The organism is Mesorhizobium tamadayense, assembly GCF_003863365.1.
Taxonomy (GTDB): Bacteria; Pseudomonadota; Alphaproteobacteria; order Rhizobiales; family Rhizobiaceae; genus Mesorhizobium; species Mesorhizobium tamadayense.
The window spans coordinates 75440-91958 of sequence record NZ_RQXT01000008.1 but is presented as its reverse complement, the minus strand read 5'-3'; the positions used below and the strand labels follow the sequence as shown (position 1 = coordinate 91958).

Annotated in this window: 16 protein-coding genes and 2 pseudogenes; 6 read left to right on the top strand and 12 right to left on the bottom strand. The window is 63.8% G+C overall.

Features of this window, described 5'->3' with window-relative positions:
* The first annotated feature begins 9 nt into the window (after window positions 1–9).
* Both EH240_RS09135 and EH240_RS09130 read left to right on the top strand, forming a co-directional pair.
* Window positions 10–447, top strand: a complete 438-nt coding sequence (locus EH240_RS09135) for a MerR family transcriptional regulator (RefSeq protein ID WP_124997361.1) — start codon at window positions 10–12, stop codon at window positions 445–447.
* Window positions 448–500: 53 nt separating this feature from the next.
* Window positions 501–970 (top strand): annotated as a pseudogene (locus EH240_RS09130) (arginase family protein); the annotation flags it as partial.
* 105 nt (window positions 971–1075) lie between these two features.
* Here EH240_RS09130 and EH240_RS09125 read toward each other — a convergent pair.
* Window positions 1076–1324: a DUF1127 domain-containing protein gene (locus EH240_RS09125; RefSeq protein ID WP_124997359.1), complete on the bottom strand. Its 249-nt coding sequence runs from the start codon at window positions 1322–1324 to the stop codon at window positions 1076–1078.
* 268 nt (window positions 1325–1592) lie between these two features.
* Here EH240_RS09125 and EH240_RS09120 point away from each other — a divergent pair, with 268 nt between their 5' ends.
* The gene (locus EH240_RS09120) at window positions 1593–3110 is read left to right on the top strand and encodes a winged helix-turn-helix domain-containing tetratricopeptide repeat protein (protein ID WP_206075238.1); all 1518 of its coding nucleotides are present in this window, start codon (window positions 1593–1595) and stop codon (window positions 3108–3110) included.
* A 34-nt stretch (window positions 3111–3144) separates the two neighbouring features.
* On the opposite strand, the pseudogene EH240_RS09115 reads toward EH240_RS09120, so the two are convergent.
* Window positions 3145–3533, bottom strand: a pseudogene (locus EH240_RS09115) (GFA family protein).
* Window positions 3534–3694: 161 nt separating this feature from the next.
* On the opposite strand from EH240_RS09115, the gene EH240_RS09110 reads away from it, so the two are divergent.
* Window positions 3695–4138: a class I SAM-dependent methyltransferase gene (locus tag EH240_RS09110; RefSeq protein WP_124997357.1), complete on the top strand. Its 444-nt coding sequence runs from the start codon at window positions 3695–3697 to the stop codon at window positions 4136–4138.
* A 97-nt stretch (window positions 4139–4235) separates the two neighbouring features.
* Here the strand turns inward: EH240_RS09110 and EH240_RS09105 are convergent, their stop codons facing one another.
* The 5 genes from EH240_RS09105 to EH240_RS09085 form a co-directional block, all read right to left on the bottom strand.
* On the bottom strand, window positions 4236–4646 hold the full coding sequence (locus tag EH240_RS09105) for a hypothetical protein (RefSeq protein ID WP_124997355.1): 411 nt from the start codon (window positions 4644–4646) through the stop codon (window positions 4236–4238).
* 3 nt (window positions 4647–4649) lie between these two features.
* On the bottom strand, window positions 4650–5525 hold the full coding sequence (locus tag EH240_RS09100; RefSeq protein ID WP_124997353.1) for an aldose 1-epimerase family protein: 876 nt from the start codon (window positions 5523–5525) through the stop codon (window positions 4650–4652).
* Between the two features lie 179 nt (window positions 5526–5704).
* Window positions 5705–6421 (bottom strand): Bax inhibitor-1/YccA family protein, encoded by a 717-nt coding sequence (locus EH240_RS09095; protein ID WP_124997351.1) that lies wholly within the window; start codon window positions 6419–6421, stop codon window positions 5705–5707.
* A 38-nt stretch (window positions 6422–6459) separates the two neighbouring features.
* Complete coding sequence (locus EH240_RS09090; protein WP_124997349.1) at window positions 6460–7233, bottom strand: anti-sigma factor family protein; 774 nt, start codon at window positions 7231–7233, stop codon at window positions 6460–6462.
* Window positions 7230–7763: a sigma-70 family RNA polymerase sigma factor gene (locus EH240_RS09085; RefSeq protein ID WP_425374780.1), complete on the bottom strand. Its 534-nt coding sequence runs from the start codon at window positions 7761–7763 to the stop codon at window positions 7230–7232. Before EH240_RS09085 ends, EH240_RS09090 begins: the two co-directional genes overlap by 4 nt.
* A gap of 173 nt (window positions 7764–7936) precedes the next feature.
* Between EH240_RS09085 and EH240_RS09080 the strand changes: the two genes are divergently transcribed.
* Both EH240_RS09080 and mazG read left to right on the top strand, forming a co-directional pair.
* Entirely contained in the window at window positions 7937–9121 is a 1185-nt protein-coding gene (locus EH240_RS09080; protein ID WP_124997345.1) for an amino acid aminotransferase, read from the top strand.
* An 81-nt stretch (window positions 9122–9202) separates the two neighbouring features.
* Entirely contained in the window at window positions 9203–10027 is an 825-nt protein-coding gene (mazG, locus tag EH240_RS09075) for a nucleoside triphosphate pyrophosphohydrolase (protein WP_124997343.1), read from the top strand.
* A 65-nt stretch (window positions 10028–10092) separates the two neighbouring features.
* Here mazG and hflX read toward each other — a convergent pair whose 3' ends face one another.
* The 5 genes from hflX to EH240_RS09050 all read right to left on the bottom strand — a co-directional run bounded on the left by hflX (window position 10093) and on the right by EH240_RS09050 (window position 16459).
* Window positions 10093–11481 carry a GTPase HflX gene (hflX, locus tag EH240_RS09070; protein WP_124997340.1) on the bottom strand — a complete coding sequence of 463 codons (1389 nt, stop codon included), beginning with the start codon at window positions 11479–11481 and terminating at the stop codon, window positions 10093–10095.
* Window positions 11482–11727, bottom strand: coding sequence for an RNA chaperone Hfq (gene hfq / locus EH240_RS09065; RefSeq protein ID WP_006202172.1), 246 nt, complete (start codon window positions 11725–11727; stop codon window positions 11482–11484). It abuts the gene before it with no gap.
* A 143-nt stretch (window positions 11728–11870) separates the two neighbouring features.
* Window positions 11871–12734 carry a D-amino-acid transaminase gene (locus tag EH240_RS09060; RefSeq protein ID WP_124997337.1) on the bottom strand — a complete coding sequence of 288 codons (864 nt, stop codon included), beginning with the start codon at window positions 12732–12734 and terminating at the stop codon, window positions 11871–11873.
* An 82-nt stretch (window positions 12735–12816) separates the two neighbouring features.
* On the bottom strand, window positions 12817–14178 hold the full coding sequence (gene ntrX, locus EH240_RS09055) for a nitrogen assimilation response regulator NtrX (protein WP_124997335.1): 1362 nt from the start codon (window positions 14176–14178) through the stop codon (window positions 12817–12819).
* Window positions 14168–16459, bottom strand: a complete 2292-nt coding sequence (locus EH240_RS09050; RefSeq protein WP_124997332.1) for a sensor histidine kinase NtrY-like — start codon at window positions 16457–16459, stop codon at window positions 14168–14170. Before EH240_RS09050 ends, ntrX begins: the two co-directional genes overlap by 11 nt.
* Window positions 16460–16519 lie beyond the last annotated feature (60 nt).

The window sequence follows — 16519 nt, the reverse complement described above, 5'->3', positions numbered from 1 at the left end:
ATTTTTGCGATGGATTTTTCAATCGGAGAACTGGCGCGTCGCACCAAGGTCAAAGTGCCGACGATTCGCTACTATGAGCAGATCGGGCTGATGCCTCCGCCGCCGCGCTCGCAAGGCCAGCAGCGACGCTATGATGACAGCCACGCCTCCCGGCTCAATTTCGTCCGCCACGCCCGCGAGCTAGGCTTTGAGGTGGACGACATCCGCGAGCTGCTGGCGATGAGTGCGAAGCCGAACCAGTCCTGCGCGGAAATCGACGATATGGCTCGGCGGCACATTGCTGAGATTGACCGCCGCATTGCACATCTGACGACACTTCGCGCGGAGCTGCGCCGGACCGTCGACGAATGCGGGCGCGGCCGCGTTTGCGAATGTCGGGTGATTGAGGCCTTGGGCGACAATAGCCATGAACATGGCCGCTTGGACAAGGCTCGTTCGCGGCGGTAGAAGGCTCGCGCTCGGTTCCCTGCCCTAGCCTTTCATGCGGCTAAGAGCCTCTCAACGACGTGCATGGCGAACGCTACGGCTATTCGAGCCCGATGCGCCGGGCAAGCGAGATGCCGCATGTCGCCGGCATCGTGCAAGTCGGGCTCCGCAGCGTTGGCAGCGCGCGCACCACCGACATCGAAGCTGCGCGGGCCTATGGCAGCCGCTTCGTGACCGCGCGCGAGATTCACGCCCAAGGCGTCGAAGCTGCTCTCCGCCATATCCGGAAGGTGCGCGGGTCGTCGTTACCCTCGACTGCGACAGCCTCGACCCCGGCATCATGCCGGGCGTGGCGGCGCGCACGCCAGGCGGCCTCACCTACACGCAGGCGATCGACCTCATCGCGGGCCTCGGTAGCCGGGCCAGAATCGCCGGGTTCGACCTCGTCGAATTCTATCCTCCCGCCGACATCGACGGCCTGTCGGCGCTGACCGCAGCGCGGCTTCTAGTCAATATGATCGGCGCCATCGTCCGGCAGGATTGATATCCGTCTTCTCGCTCTTCGCTAAGGCGGCCAGCCGGCCGTTCCGCATCGCCCCCCTCGCCTCCAGGTGAACCTTTGACGGCGCCATGTCGCGCAGCATTTCCCCTATCGTTGCCAGAAGGGCAGCTTGGCGATCTCTTCCTCAACCTGTCGTTTCGTCAGGCCGATATCGTCGATCAGATGCGGATTGGCCTCCGAGATTCGCCTGAGATCCCAGCGAAATCGTGTCTGCTCGCGCCAGGCCGCTATCATGCTTTGCAGGCTCGCCAGGCTGTAGCGCCGACGCGATGCCCGCCCGACCTGCGCTGCCGGCCGCGCTGCGTGATGCGGGACCGATGCAAGGGTTTTGGTCATGGCAACCTCCTATGGTTTGAGGCCCCATACGGTTTGGGAGTTGGTGGCCTTCGACCTGAATGAGGTTGAATTCTGCAGGATGCCGACAGCGCCGTAATTAAGCCCGTCCAAATAGTTCTCAAAACTTCCAAATGGGCTTGAGCGGCTCATCGTTTCGCGGAAACGACGAACCGCTCTATCTCTTTGATTTGAAGTAAATTTGGACGGAAGGCTACGGCGAAGTCGCCGAGCCTAAACGCTTCACACTTTTCCTGGAATTGCTCTATAGATGCGCCGCATGCAGGGATCGCGCTTTGCCTTTGGTCCGTACGTGCTTGATTCAGCCGCGGGAACGCTTCTTCGGAACGATGTCCCCGTCGCCGCCGGCTATCGCGGGCTGAAGCTGCTCGCGGCGCTCGTCCAACGTCCCGGCGAAATCCTGGCCAAGGCCGAGCTGATGGACGCGGCATGGGCGGGCACGGCCGTCGAGGAAGGCAACCTCACCGTCCAGATCGCGCAATTGCGGAAGCTGCTCGGTCCGGCCGCCGACGGCAGCGAATGGATCGCCACGGTTCCGCGCGTCGGCTACCGCTTCACCGGAGCCATCGAACGGCTCGGCGAGGCGAAGCGAAATCCTTTGCCGCTGCCCGGCAAGCCGTCGATAGCCGTGCTGCCCTTCGTCAATTTCAGCAACGATCCCGAGCAGGAATCCTTCGCGGATGGGCTGACCGAAGACCTGATCACCGACCTGTCCAGGAATGCGGGCCTGTTCGTTATCGCGCGCAACTCGGTCTTTGCCTACAAGGGAAAGGCGATGGACGTGCGCGCGATCGCCGAGGATCTTGGCGTGCGCTACCTGCTTGAGGGCAGCGCAAGGCGCGCCGCCGGGCGCGTGCGCATCAACGCGCAGCTTGTCGACGCGGTGAGCGGCGAACATCTGTGGGCGGAACGCTTCGATCGCAGCCTGGAAGATATCTTTGCCGTTCAGGACGAGGTCACGGGCAAGATCGTGGAGGCGTTGCTCGGCAGGCTGCGCGCATCGCCGTCGCGCAACCGGCCCAAAAATCTCGAGGCGTACGATCTCTGCGTGCGGGCACGAAAGCTGATCGACGATTCGCCGCAGACGGCGCGGGAAGCGCATCTGATGCTGACGCGCGCGGTTTCGCTCGATCCGGACTACGCCGAGGCCTATCGCTGGCTTGCCATGAACCACTGGATGGGATGGGTGCATTGGGGCGAGCCGATTGAGCCTAACCGCAGCGTTGCTTTAGAGCTGGCGCGCAAGGCAGTCGCGATCGATCCCAACGATGCCGGCTGCCGCTGGGTGCTCGCCAACCTGCTCGCCTATGAGCGGCGCTTCGACGAGGCGGACGCTGAATTCACCAAGGCGTTCGAGCTCGACCCGAACGAAGCCGACGCCTGGGCGACAATATCCGACATCGAGGTTCTGGCCGGGCGTATCGAGGAAGGCCTTGAGCACATTCGTAAGGCGTTCCGGCTGAACCCCTATCCGGCAAGCTGGTACTATCTGACGCTCGGCCAGGGGCAATATGCGGCCGGCGAATACGAAGCCGCAGTCGAGACGCTGCGCCGGGACGAGACCTATCGGACCAGCTCACGCCGTTTCCTGGCGGCGAGCCTTGCCCAGCTCGGCCGGCTCGACGAGGCGCGCGCCGAGGTCGACCTGTTCCTCGTCGCCAACCCGCATTTCACGACCCGCCACTGGGTCTGGACGGAGCCGTTCCGCGACGCCGCGACGCTCGAGCATTTCGTCGATGGCTTTCGCAAGGCCGGTCTTCCGGAGTGACGGCCGGCCTGGCCTCGAGAGCGGCCGGTAGCCCCTACTCCACAGAGCGGCCCGTGGTGCCACGATCGCGTTCGTATCGTCTCGTGAGCGGAAACGGCGGCAGCCAAGACTCGCGACGGTCCAGAGTTCGTAGGTCGGCACCAGTTGGTCAGGTTCATCCAGGGTCCCGAGGTGCACTTCGATTTCGTCCGCGGTACGCGCGAAAACGGATGAGCCGCAACGCGGACAGAAAAATCGTCCGGCATAGTCGCGTGTCTCGCCATCGATCGTCACGGCGTCCTGAGGGAAAACCGCGGCGGCATAAAAGAGCGCGCCATGATGCTTGCGGCAGTCCAGGCAGTGACAGATGCCGACCCTGTACGGGCGGCCCGACGCCACGAGTCGGACATTGCCGCACAGGCAGCCTCCCGTGAACCGGTCCACGCTGGTCTCCTTCAAATTCAATCGGTCGGAACGTTTACAACGAACCGCGTCGAGCCGTCCATGAAGGCTGCGCCCGCCGTTTCACGCCCTGCCCTGCCAGCAATCGCACTCTGCGCGGTCCCGCTTGCGTGGCCCGCAAACCGGATTGCATAACTCATCTCATGGCTGCCGAACTCTCTGTGCGGATATCCGCCTTCGTCGAAGCTCTTCCATTGAAGCCGGGACTTCGCGTCCTGGAGATCGGATGCGGCCCCGGCGTTGCCGCTCGTGCTGTCGCTCGCCGTATCGATCGCGGCTTCATTCTGGCCATCGACCGTTCGGAAAAGGCAATCCGATTGGCGCGCTCGGGATCGGCCGATGAGATGGCTTTGGGCCGGCTCGATTTCAGGCATGTAGCGATCGAGGACTTCGCGTTGAGGTCCGGCGATGCCCTCTTCGACATCGCCTTTGCCATGCGGGTCGGCGCGCTCGACGGGCGTCATCCCGAAGCCGGCCGGGAAGCGTTGACGCGCATCAAGGCGGCCCTGAAGCCACATGGCAGGCTCTTCATCGACGGCGGCGATCCATTGAAGGAGATCGATTTGGTCCGTGGCTTGCCGTCCTAAAGCAGGTCGCGTGGAAAAGGATTCACGCGACCTGCTTTAGGTCTTTGATTTTAAGCATGTCTTTGTTCCGAAACCGCTGCACTTCGGGAGACATGTTTTAGAAAAAACCGTCGAGAAACGCCGCCGCTTCATCGGAGATGCCGACGATCTTGTTCGTCGCCTGTCGATAGAATTTGAAGTTGATCTCGGTCTCGGGCCGGCCATCGTTCCAGTCCTTGAACCGCTTGAGCTCGTCTCGGCCCAATCGCCGCGCAACCAGCGCGGTGCGGCGGATGGAAACACTGACGCGCGGTGTCTGTCGTTCGAGATCGGGTCTTCTGGGGATCGGCTCGGAAGAGGTGACGACACCGCGCGCGATAAGCCCCTGCCCGCCTTCGTTCTCGCTGGCAAACACGAAGATTGTGTCGCCTTCGGCGATAAGCTTGCCGCCATACATCGTTTTCTGCGCGGCGAACGAGAAGGTTTGCGCCAGCGGGTCCTCGACCTCGGCCTTGATCGCAAAGGCCATGCCTTACGGCTCCCGGCTGATGACGATCCGGTAGGTCAGCCTGCGCTTCGCGCCCGGCTCGATCAGCATCGCGCCCGGCTTATCGGCAAACTCGCCATCGAAATCGACCGGGCTTGCGATGCCGTGCCAAGGCTCGATGCACAGGAACGGCGCTCCGCCCGGCTTGGACCAAATGCCCAGCTCGTTGAATCCCTGCCACGACATTTCGATCGCTGGACCGCGCTCGGCGGCATAGCGCACGCTGCTGCTGGCGGGCCGGTCCAGAATGACGGCGTCGTCGTCGAACAGCCGCTCGGAGAGCGCAAGCGTCTTTCCCTCGACGGGTGTGGGTTGCGGCGTTGGCAGCATGAGCCCGTCTTTCAGGCGGCGGATCGGCGCGGTCTCGTTGTCGGCAAAGGTCAGCCGATAGGCTTCCTTGGGCAGTTCCGGCAGCAGTGGCCAGTTGAATGCCGGGTGCGCGCCGATCGAGGCCGGCAACACCTCATCGCCGGTGTTGGTGATCTCGAAGGTCACGTCGAGTTGAGCAGGGCCAAGGCTGTAGCTTATGGCCAGGCGGAAAGCGAACGGATAGTGGACGAATGTTTCATCATCATCCGTCAGAACAAGCGTGCAGGAGGAAGGCCCCTGCTCCGCCCAGGCAAAGCGCCTGTCGCGGGCAAAGCCGTGCTGCGTCATCGGATAGTTTTGGCCGCGATGGCGCAACTGATCGCCCTTCAGCCGGCCGACGATCGGAAACAAAACCGGGGAATGGCGCCGCCAGGCGGGCCCTGCCTGCCACAGAAGCTCCGCGCCGTCGGCGTCGCGCAAGGACACCAGTTCAGCACCTTGCCCAATGATGGTTGCCGAGATGCCGTCGCCGTGAAGCGTCACCTGTTCCATACGTCCTCGCGGCTGATTGGCATGACCGGCAGGCTAGCAAAGGGGCGTGCGTAAACTCAAGGGTACTGGTCGCGTGGCGCCTCACAGAACCGCGATGAGCGCTGTCCCAAGAAAACCGTGGCCGGAGGTTTTCCCTCCGGCCACGGTTTCGTTCGAAATGTTGCCTGCTACGGCCCGGCCTATTCGCGCTCGCCGGTGAAATTCAGCAGCAGCTGGAAGATGTTGATGAAGTTCAGATAGAGCGAGAAGGCGCCGAAGACGGCGAGCTTCTGCTGCGATTCAGCGTCGAAATTCTCGGCATACTGCTCCTTGATCGTCTGGGTGTCCCAGGCGGTCAGGCCGATGAAGACGGCGATGCCGATCACCGAGATGGCGAACTGCAGCGCGGTCGAGCCGAGGAACAGGTTGACGAGGCTCGCGATAACCACGCCGATCAGGCCCATGATCAGGAAGGACGAGAACTGCGTCAGGTCGCGCCTGGTCATGTAGCCGTAGAGGCTGGTGGCGCCGAACATCGTCGCGGCGATGAAGAAGGTGCGCGCGATGCTGGTGCCGGTGAAGACCAGGAACACGGAAGCGAGCGACAGGCCCATGACGGCGCAGAAGGCCCAGAACATCGCTTGTGCGCTAGCCGCCGACATCGTCTGCATCTTGAACGAGAAGAGCATCACGAAGGCGAGCGGCGCCAGCATCACCACCCATTTCAGCGGGCTGGAGAAGATCGGCACATAGAGCGCCGGCGTCGAAGCCACGGCAAAGGCGACGAGGCCGGTGACGACGAGGCCGAGGCCCATATAGTTGTAGACGCGCAGCATATGCCGGCGCAGGCCCTCGTCATAGACCGCACCGGCCCGGGCGCCGGCGCCCATTCGGTATCCCAGATTAGGGCTGTTCATTTTCGTTCTCCTTGGTTGGATCGGTTTGATTGAGCGTTTCAGTAGAGCGTCCGCGCCAGCTTTTCGGCGGCCCGGTCGAGATCGCCGGCATCGCTTCGTCCGACGACGGCGTAAGCGACCTCGCCGATCTGGAAATAGGCGGATGAGATGTCGCCCGAGGGCGCGACGGTGGGCTTCACCACGTCGAACGTGCCTGGCCTGATCGCAAACAGCGAGACCAGACCGAGGTCTTTCGTTTCAACCGCCATCTCGACGCTCGGTCCGAACCGCGACGGATAAATCTGGACGTCACGGATCCTCCAGTCGTCGGGGAGCGAAGGCATGACGATCGCGGTCGCGGCGCGGATCTCGTCGGCATTGTAGCCCGGCGCTTCCGGCTGCGACGGCATCGTCTCACGCACCAGCGTCGTGCGGTGCGCGCTCACCGCTTCCTCGACATAGGCGGGCGGCTGCGTCGAGGCGACCACCTTGGTGACGGTGATCGGCCCGAAGACGCCGTTCGCCAGCCAGCCCGCCGCCACCAGCACAGCCGCCGCCGCGGCCCGTTGCAGCACGGAAAAGACACGATCCCTGGCAAGCGCCCTCTCCAGCCGCCGCGCCGCCTCGGTCGTTGCCGGGCGCGCCATGCCGAGGGGGCCGGCAAGCGCCACGCGCAATTCGTCGCGTGTTCTGAGATCGGACATCACGCGTGCGGCCACTTCCGGGCGCGAGGAAAGAAAGGCCTCGACCTCGATGCGGCGAGCGACGTCGAGCTGATCGTCGACGTAGGCGTCGAGATCGGCATCGGTGACGGGATCGACGATAGCGGTCATGATTCACCTCCCACGATCCTCAAGCGATTTTTGCCGCGCGCCGGAGCGCCCTCCTCCATCTCGCGCAGCGCCGCACGCGCGCGGCCGATGCGCGACATAAGGGTTCCAAGCGGCACGCCGCTGACCTCGGCCGCCTGGGCGTAGCTTAGCCCCTCGATGGCGACGAGATGCAGAGCGGAGCGCTGCTCTTCCGGCAATGCCAGGAAGGCTTCCCGCACCTGCGAAAGTCGGACCGAGTGGTCCTGGGACGCCGCCACGCTTTGATCGGCGAGACGGCCGGCCTGCTCGATGCGCGCCGCTTCGGACCGGCGCGAGCGCATGCGGTCGATGAAGATGTTGTGCAGGATCGCCAGAAGCCAGGCGCGCGGGTTGCCGCCCGAGCGAAAGGTACGGCGCCGCTCATAGGCACGCACCAGCGCGTCGTGGACCAGATCCTCGGCATCGGCGCTGTCGCGCGTCAAAGAGCGCGCGTAGCGCCGAAGCGATCCCAACTGCCCGACGATATCGAAGCGAACCATCGACCGTTTCATGCCCTGTTTACGGCGCATGTGGGGTTTTTAATCCCTGCATGCCGTTTCTTTTGCGATCGACCGACGTTGCGTCGGCCCCGCGCAAGCGAGCGGGTGAACGGGACTTCCGCAGGAAACCGCTGGCGAAGCGCGGCCGATTTGCGTATCACTCCGCCGCCATTGGAGCCCTATCGATGTTCGAAACCCTGCAGCCAGCGCCCGCCGACAAGATCCTTGCCCTGATCGGGCTCTACCGCGCCGACACGCGTCCCGGCAAAGTCGACCTCGGCGTCGGCGTCTACAAGGACCGCGACGGCAGGACGCCGGTGATGCGCGCCGTGCGCAAGGCCGAGAAGCGGCTGCTCGCTAGCCAGGACACCAAGACCTATCTCGGCCTGGCAGGCGATACCGGCTTCAACGCCGCGATGATCAAGCTTGCCTTCGGCGAAAGTGCCGACTTATCACGCATCCGCGCAGCGCAAACGCCGGGCGGATCGGGCGCGCTCAGGCTGGTGGCCGAGCTTCTGCAGCGCACTCGTCCGGGCGCGACGGTATGGCTGCCCGATCCGACCTGGCCGAACCATCTGCCGGTGATGCGCGCTGCCGGCCTGCAGGTGCGCGACTATCCCTATTTCGACGCCGCTTCCGGCGCCGTCCGCTTCGATGACATGCTGGCGGCGCTGAAGACGGCCAGTAGTGGTGACGTCGTGCTGCTGCATGGCTGCTGCCATAACCCGACCGGCGCCAATCTGGATGCCGCGCAATGGGCCAAGGTCGCCGATGTGCTTCTGAAGCGCGGTCTGCTGCCCTTCGTCGACATCGCTTATCAGGGTTTTGGCGAAGGCCTCGACGCTGACGCTGCCGGCTTGCGTCTGCTCGCCGACAAGGTCCCGGAGATGGTCGTCGCCTCGAGCTGCTCGAAGAATTTCGCCGTCTATCGCGACCGCGTCGGCGCCGCGATGATCATGGCCAAAGACGGCGCGCAGGCGGACGTGGCGATGAGCCAGATGCTGGCCGCCGCGCGTGCCCTTTATTCGATGCCGCCGGACCACGGCGCGGCTGCGGTGCGCATGGTGCTCGAAGACGCCGAGCTGAAGAAGGACTGGGAGACGGAGCTCGAGGAGATGCGGCTGCGCATGCTGAGGCTGCGCGTCGCCTTCGCCGAGGCGTTGCGGCGGCGGTCCAACTCCGACCGCTTCGATTTCGTAGCCAGCCATCGCGGCATGTTTTCCCGCCTCGGGCTGACGGAGGCGCAGGTCGAGCGCCTGCGCACCGAGCACGCCGTCTACATGGTGGGCGACAGCCGCATCAACGTGGCCGGCCTGCCGGAGGACGGCATGGACGACCTGGCCAAGGCGATCGTCTCGGTGCTGGACTGAGAGCCTGCGCAACTGTGGACAATAGGCTTTTGCAAGCCGGCGGGATTGGTCGCCCGAGCGCTGCGCGCTAGGGTTTGTTGCATGAAACCCTCAAAAGACATTTCCCGGCTGATCGAGATCATGGCGGCGCTGCGAGCGCCGAAGACCGGCTGTCCGTGGGACATCGAGCAGAATTTTTCCACCATCGCGCCCTACACGATCGAGGAAGCCTATGAGGTGGCGGACGCCATTGCACGCGGCGATTTCGACGATCTGCGCGAGGAACTGGGCGACTTGCTGCTGCAGGTCGTCTACCACGCGCAAATGGCCGAGGAAGCCGGCGAGTTCGCGTTCGGCGATGTCGTCGAAGCCATCACCACCAAGATGATCCGGCGTCATCCGCATGTCTTCGGCGACGAGACGGCGCGCAGCGCCGGCATGGCGAAGGGCATGTGGGAGAAGATCAAGGCGGCGGAGAAGGCCGACAAGCGCAACGCCCGCATCGCGCGCGGCCTCGACCCGGAAGATCACGGCACAGGCTATCTCGACAGCGTTCCGGTTGCGCTGCCTGCCCTGACCCGCGCGCTCAAGCTGCAGGAGAAGGCTGCGCGCGTCGGGTTCGACTGGAGCGAAGCAGCCCCCATCCTCGACAAAATAGAGGAAGAGATCGGCGAATTGCGCGAGGCACTGGCCAAGGGCGACGCGGCACCGATCAAGGACGAGTTCGGCGACATGCTGTTTGCCCTCGTCAATCTCGGCCGCCATTTGAAGCTCGATGCCGAAGCCGCGCTCAGCGGCACCAACGAGAAATTCCGCTCCCGCTTCCACTATGTCGAGCGGGCATTGGAGGCTTCAGGCGGTTCGCTGGAGAAAGCGACGCTGGACGAAATGGAAGCCCTCTGGCAGCAGGCAAAAAGCGCCAAATAAGTGTTTGTTCTACGCAATTCCGGGCGGAAAAGCGCTACATACTTTTCCTGGAATTGCTCCGTAGCTTAGCCGTTGTTCCTGCGGTTCATTCGGCTCTCGATCTCCTGCCTCGCGCTATGCGTCGCCGTCAACGAGATTGTGACGCTGCCGTCTTCATTGTCGGTTCGCGAAACGACATCGCCGTTGCGATACAGCCAGTCGACCTGGCCGAGCTCAGCGGGGCTCAGCGTCACCGTCAGCGTTTCCAGCTCGCCCGACACGCGCGTCTCGATGAGCGCCTTCAGCGCGTCGATGCCTTCACCTGTTGCCGCCGATATCGCGATCGGCGGCGCCTTGCCGCCGGCGCTCTCGGCAAGCAGGCGCTCGCGATTGCTTTCGTCGAGCAGGTCGATCTTATTCCACACCTCGATCACGCGGCCGGTGTCCGCCGCATCGACCCCGAGATCACCGAGGATGCGCTCGACATCCTCCGCCTGGGCGGTCGTGTCGGGATCGGAAATGTCGCGCAGATGCAGCACGAGGTCGGCCTCGACGACCTCTTCCAGCGTCGCCCGGAAGGCCGCGACCAGATGCGTCGGCAGGTCCGAGATGAAGCCGACCGTGTCCGACAGGATAATCGGCGTGCCGTGCGGCAGGCGCACCCGGCGCAATGTCGGGTCGAGCGTGGCAAACAGCATGTCCTCGGCCAGCACCCCTGCCCCGGTCAGCCGGTTGAACAGCGTCGACTTTCCGGCATTGGTGTAGCCGACGATCGCCACGACCGGGAACGGCACCTTCTTGCGCTTGGCGCGGTGCAGGTCGCGGGTTCGCCGAACCGTCTCCAGCTCATGTTTGAGCTTGGTGATCTTGTCCTGCAGGATGCGCCGGTCGGACTCGATCTGCGTTTCGCCGGGACCGCCGAGGAAACCAGCGCCGCCGCGTTGCCGTTCGAGGTGGGTCCAGCTCCGCACCAGGCGGCCCTTCTGGTAGTTGAGATGCGCCAGCTCGACTTGGAGGGTACCTTCCTTGGTCCGTGCCCGTTCGCCGAAAATCTCGAGAATCAGCCCGGTGCGATCAAGCACCTTGGCGTTCAGTTCCTTCTCGAGGTTGCGTTGCTGCACCGGTGTCAGCGGATGGTCGACGATGACCAGCTCCGCCTTGCGTTCCTTCACGATGTCGGCGAACTCCGCCACCTTGCCGCTGCCGAGCAGCGTTGCCGGGCGCGGGTCGGTGACCGTCACCACCGCCGTGTGGACCGGATCGAGGTCGATGGCGCTGGCGAGCCCGACCGCCTCGTCGTGGCGGGCATCCGCCGAGCGGCTCAGGCGCGGCCGGCTCGAATCATCGTCGCCGCGCGGCTGGCGCGTGAGCACCGGCACAATGACGACAGCCCGGGTCGGATCCTTGGCTTCCGGCCCGAGTTGGTGTCCTTGTTTCCCGCGAACGCTGCGGTCCGCGTCCTTCTCACGTGCCAATCAGGCGCCCTGGCTTTCCTCGCCATCGAACATCTGAACCGGCTGGCTCGGCATGATCGTGGAAATGGCGTGCTTGTAAACGAGCTGGGAGTGCCCGTCGCGCCGCAACAACACACAGAAATTGTCGAACGAAGTGACGACGCCGGTCAGCTTCACACCGTTGATGAGGAAGATGGTAAGTGGATTTTTGCTCTTGCGAACTGAATTCAGGAACAGGTCCTGAAGGTTTTGCGATCGTTCCGCCATTGTTTTTGTCTTTCGCCGATCCCCTTCGGTTTGCAAGCCAATGCGCCAAATTACGAGGCACCTGTCAAGCGCGCAAACCCCCTCTTGCCGTCTAAACGGCAAGCAGAACGAGATAGTTGAGGTTTATTCCACCTTTGCGGTTATCAGGCTGGACTTTTTTCCGCAATGTCAAAAAAGGCCTGCCGCAACGAAAGTGTCGTAGAACCGGGGTGGCCGTTTGCGATCGGCGCGCCGTCGATTTCGACCACTGGCATGGCGATCGTGGTCGCGGAACTGATGAAAGCCTCGCGCGCGGCCTTGGCTTCGGCCACCGAAAACCCGCGCTCCTCGATCTTCAAGCCAAGCTTGGCGGCGACATCGAACAGCGTAGTGCGCGTGATGCCGCGCAGAATGCCCTGCTCGGCCGGCCGCGTCACCAGCACGCCGTCCCTGGTGATGATCCATGCGTTGGACGAACCACCTTCCTTGACCGTGCCGTCGGCATCGACGAACCAGGCCTCCTGGGCGCCGGCTTCCTTGGCCTTCTGCTTGGCGAGCACATTGGGCAAAAGGCCGGTGCTCTTGATGTCGACGCGGTCCCAGCGATTCTCCGGAACGGTGATGACCTTGATGCCGTTCTCGACCCGCTTGGCGGCAGTAGAGGGATCGGCCTTCCTGGCGGTTATCACCAGGGACGGCCGGGTGCCCGCCGCCGGAAAGACGAATTCACGGCTGGCGACGCCGCGCGTCACCTGGAGATAGACGAGGCCATCGACGACGTGGTTGCGGCGCACGACCTCGCGCAGCAGCATCGGCAGGACGCCCTCGGAGACGGGCCAGGCGATCGACAATTCCTTCAGCGAGCGCTTGAGCCGGGCAAGATGACGCGGCATGTCTACGATAAAGCCGCGCGCCACCTCGCAAACCTCATAGACACCGTCGGCGAACTGGTAGCCGCGATCCTCGATATGGACGCTGGCTTCGGCATGGGCGACGTAGCGCCCGTTGACATAGGCAATGCGCGGCATGAGCTACCTCTGGGAAATGTCCGGCTTTCTTAGGTGATTCCGCCGACGTCGTAACGGACAATCGCGTGGGCCAACCCGCTCGCTACACACCCAGCGACTTCAGCTTGCGGTGCAGGGCGGAGCGCTCCATGCCGATGAACTCGGCCGTCTTCGAGATGTTGCCGCCGAAGCGGTTGATCTGGGCGATCAGATAGTCCTTCTCGAACTGCTCGCGCGCCTCGCGCAGAGGCAGCGCCATGATGTGCTGATCCGACTGGTTCGGCGTGCGCGGCATGACGTCGCCGATCTCCGAGGGCAGAAGGTCGGCGGTGATCGGCGCATCGACTTCGCCGCCGCGCGCCAGGATCATCAGCCGCTCGACATTATTGCGCAGCTGGCGCACGTTTCCCGGCCAGTTGTGCGCCTGCAGCACGGCGAGCGCGTCGTCGCCGATGCGGCGCGGCCTGATGCCGGCCTGGCGCGCGATCTGCTTCATGAAATTGTCGACGAGATAAGGAATGTCCTCGCGCCGCTCGGCAAGACCCGGCACGATGACCGGAACCACCGCCAGGCGATGATAGAGGTCCTCGCGGAAGCGGCCGTCGGCAATCATCGCCTCCAGGTTTTGCGCTGTCGAGGAGATGATGCGGACGTCGACCTTGACGCGCTTTGTGCCCCCTACCCGTTCGAACTGCTGCTCGACCAGCACGCGCAGGATCTTGTTCTGCGTCTCGCGCGGCATGTCGGCCACTTCGTCGATGTAGAGGATGCCGCGATGCGCCTCCTCCAGCGCGCCGACCTTGCGTTCGGTGCCGTTCGATTCGGTGCCGAACAGCTCGATCTCCATACGCTCGGGCGTGATGGTGGCAGCGCTCAGCGTCACGAACGGTCCGTTCTTGCGCGCCGACAGCGCGTGGATGGCGCGCGCCGCCAGTTCCTTGCCGGAGCCGGAAGGACCGACAATCATGACGCGGCTGTTGGTCGGCGCGACGCGCTCGATGGTTTGACGCAACTGGCTCATCGCCGACGACATGCCGATCAGGTCGAAGGTCTCGCCGCTGCGCAGCTTGAGGTCGGAGACCTCGCGCCGCAATTTTGACGTTTCCAGCGCTCGTTCGGCGACCAGGATGAGACGGTCCGCCTTAAACGGCTTCTCGATGAAATCATAAGCGCCGCGACGGATGGCCGAAACGGCCGTTTCGATGTTGCCATGGCCGGAGATCATCACCACCGGCATGCTCGGATGCATCGTCTTGATCTCGTCGAGAAGCGCGAGACCGTCGAGGCGCGAGCCCTGCAGCCAGATATCGAGGAAAATCAGCCGCGGCGCGCGATCGGCAATTGCCGACAATGCGCTATCGGCATCGTGTGCCGTGCGGGTTTCATGACCTTCGTCGCTCAGGATGCCAGCGACGAGCTCGCGGATGTCTTCCTCGTCATCGACGATGAGAATATCAGACGCCATTACCGACCTTTTCAGTTTCTCGTTCGTGTTCGTTGCGACCCTCGCCGCGTGGCGGCGCGGCGACGACCGCAGCCGGCGGCAGGATGATCGAGATCATCGCGCCCCGGCCGCCGTGGAAATCCGGCGGCGCGTCGTGCAGTTCGAGCCTTCCGCCATGGTCCTCCACGATCTTCTTGACGATAGCGAGGCCAAGGCCGGTGCCTTTTTCGCGCGTCGTCATGTAGGGCTCGAGCAGCCTCTGCCGATTCTCGTGCGGCAGCCCTTTGCCGTTGTCGATAACGTCGATTCTGATGGCGCCATCTTGGCGCCCGGCTTGAATCCGGATTGTGCCGTCGGAACGGTCTTTCGCATCAAGTCCGTCGATGGCCTCGGCGGCGTTCTTGACGACATTGCCGAAGGCCTGCGCCATCAGGCGGCTGTCGAACGTTCCCTTGAGAGGCTCGTTGCCGAAATCGCGCTGGAAAGCAATGTCGGAACGGCTGACTTCCACCAGGAACGACGCCTCGCGCAGCGATTCGCGCAGATCGATGACTTTCATCTCCGGCTTCGGCATGCGGGCGAAGGCCGAGAATTCGTCGACCATGCGGCCAATGTCCTCGACCTGTCGGATGATGGTGTCGGTACACTGATCGAAGACCTCGCGGTCCTCGGTGATGACCTTGCCGTAACGGCGCTTGATGCGCTCAGCCGAGAGCTGGATCGGCGTCAGCGGATTCTTGATCTCGTGGGCAATGCGCCGTGCCACATCCGCCCACGCCGAAGAGCGCTGTGCCTGCACGAGATCGGTGATGTCGTCGACGGTGACGACATAGGATTTTTCTTCCGAGCCGTCGTCTCCCGCCTCGACGGTGACCTGGACATTGAAGGTCCGTTCCATGCCGGTGCGGAAGAACGTCACCTGCTCGCGATAGACCGGCTTGCCGGATTGGCGCCCGATCTCGAAGACGCGGCCGACATGCGGCAGGATGGCCGATAGGTTCTGTCCGAGCGCGGCGCTCGCCGAGATCGCGAGCATCGTTTCGGCCGATCGATTGACGATGGTGACGATGCCGTAGGGATCGACGCCGATGACGCCCGCGGTCACGCCGGCCAGCACCGCCTCCGAGAAGCGCCGCCGCTCGTCGATCAGGTCTTTGGCGGACAGCAGCTCGTTGCGCTGCGATTTGAGCTCGAGGATCATGTTGTTGAAGGTGTCGCCGAGCGAAGCGACGTCGCCGTCGGACTGGCGCACGGGGACGGCGACGTCGAGATTGCCGGTCGCCACCTCGTCGGCCGCGCCGATCAGTTGCCGGATCGGCCGGACCAGCCGGTCGGCGACCGCAATGCCGGTCCAGATCGCCGATAGGATGACGATAAGGGTCAGCGACAGATAGGGTAGCGCGAAAGCGACCTGCGAGGTGCGGCGGTTCTCTTCCAGTCCGCGATACTCGTCGGTGTTCGACCGTACGATCTGCCGCGCCTTGATGACGTCCGGGTCCACGAGCCGGATCGTGTAAAGGTAAAGACCGTCGATCTCGCGCAGCTTGACGATGGCGCCCATGATGTTGCGGGTGCGCGGCTCGATCAACACCGGCTTGCCGTCGGCTGCCGTGTTGACCGCGCCGGCAGGCGGCTCGGGCATCGCGAAGTCGGCGTCGGTCTTGGCGCTCATGACGAAGGAGCCGTCAGGCTTGATCAGCGCCGCATGTGCCAGCCCGCGGCCAACGGCCTCCTTGTTCATGAGATCGAGAAAGCCGGTGCGGTCGAGCCCGTAGAGCGTGCGCGAGGCATCGAGGTCATAGGCCATCGAAAGCGTCGTGCCCTGCAGGTTGCGCGCATTTTCTTGGACATAGGCATCGGCGATCGACAGCGATGAATTGACGATCGTCTTGGTGCGAATCTCGAACCAGCGGTCGAGGCCGATATCGAGCGTGATCGAGGCGATGATCGCCACCATGATCGCCGGGATGGCGGCGACCAGCGCGAACATGGCGACGATGCGCACATGCAGCCGCGAGGCCGCACGGCCGTGCCGGCGCGCCATGACGATGCGGCGGATCTCGCGGCTGACCAGGGCGATCAGGAACAGAACGAAGACAGCGTTGAGCGCGATCAGCGCCCAGGTGGCGTTCGCATTCGGCGCGATCGGGGTCGCGCCGACAAGGATCGCAAACGAGATCGCCGCCGTGATCATGGCGCCCACGATCGCGACCACGCCGGGCAGCGCCAGCAGCCGGCGGCCGTCGTGAACGCCGACCCGGCTGAAAAGCGGTTGGTTCAATGTTGGAGCCTCAGCAGCCATATCGCCGTCTGGAGTTTGTCATTGCGTCGGATGTATGCAACGCATTGTGGCGATTATGCA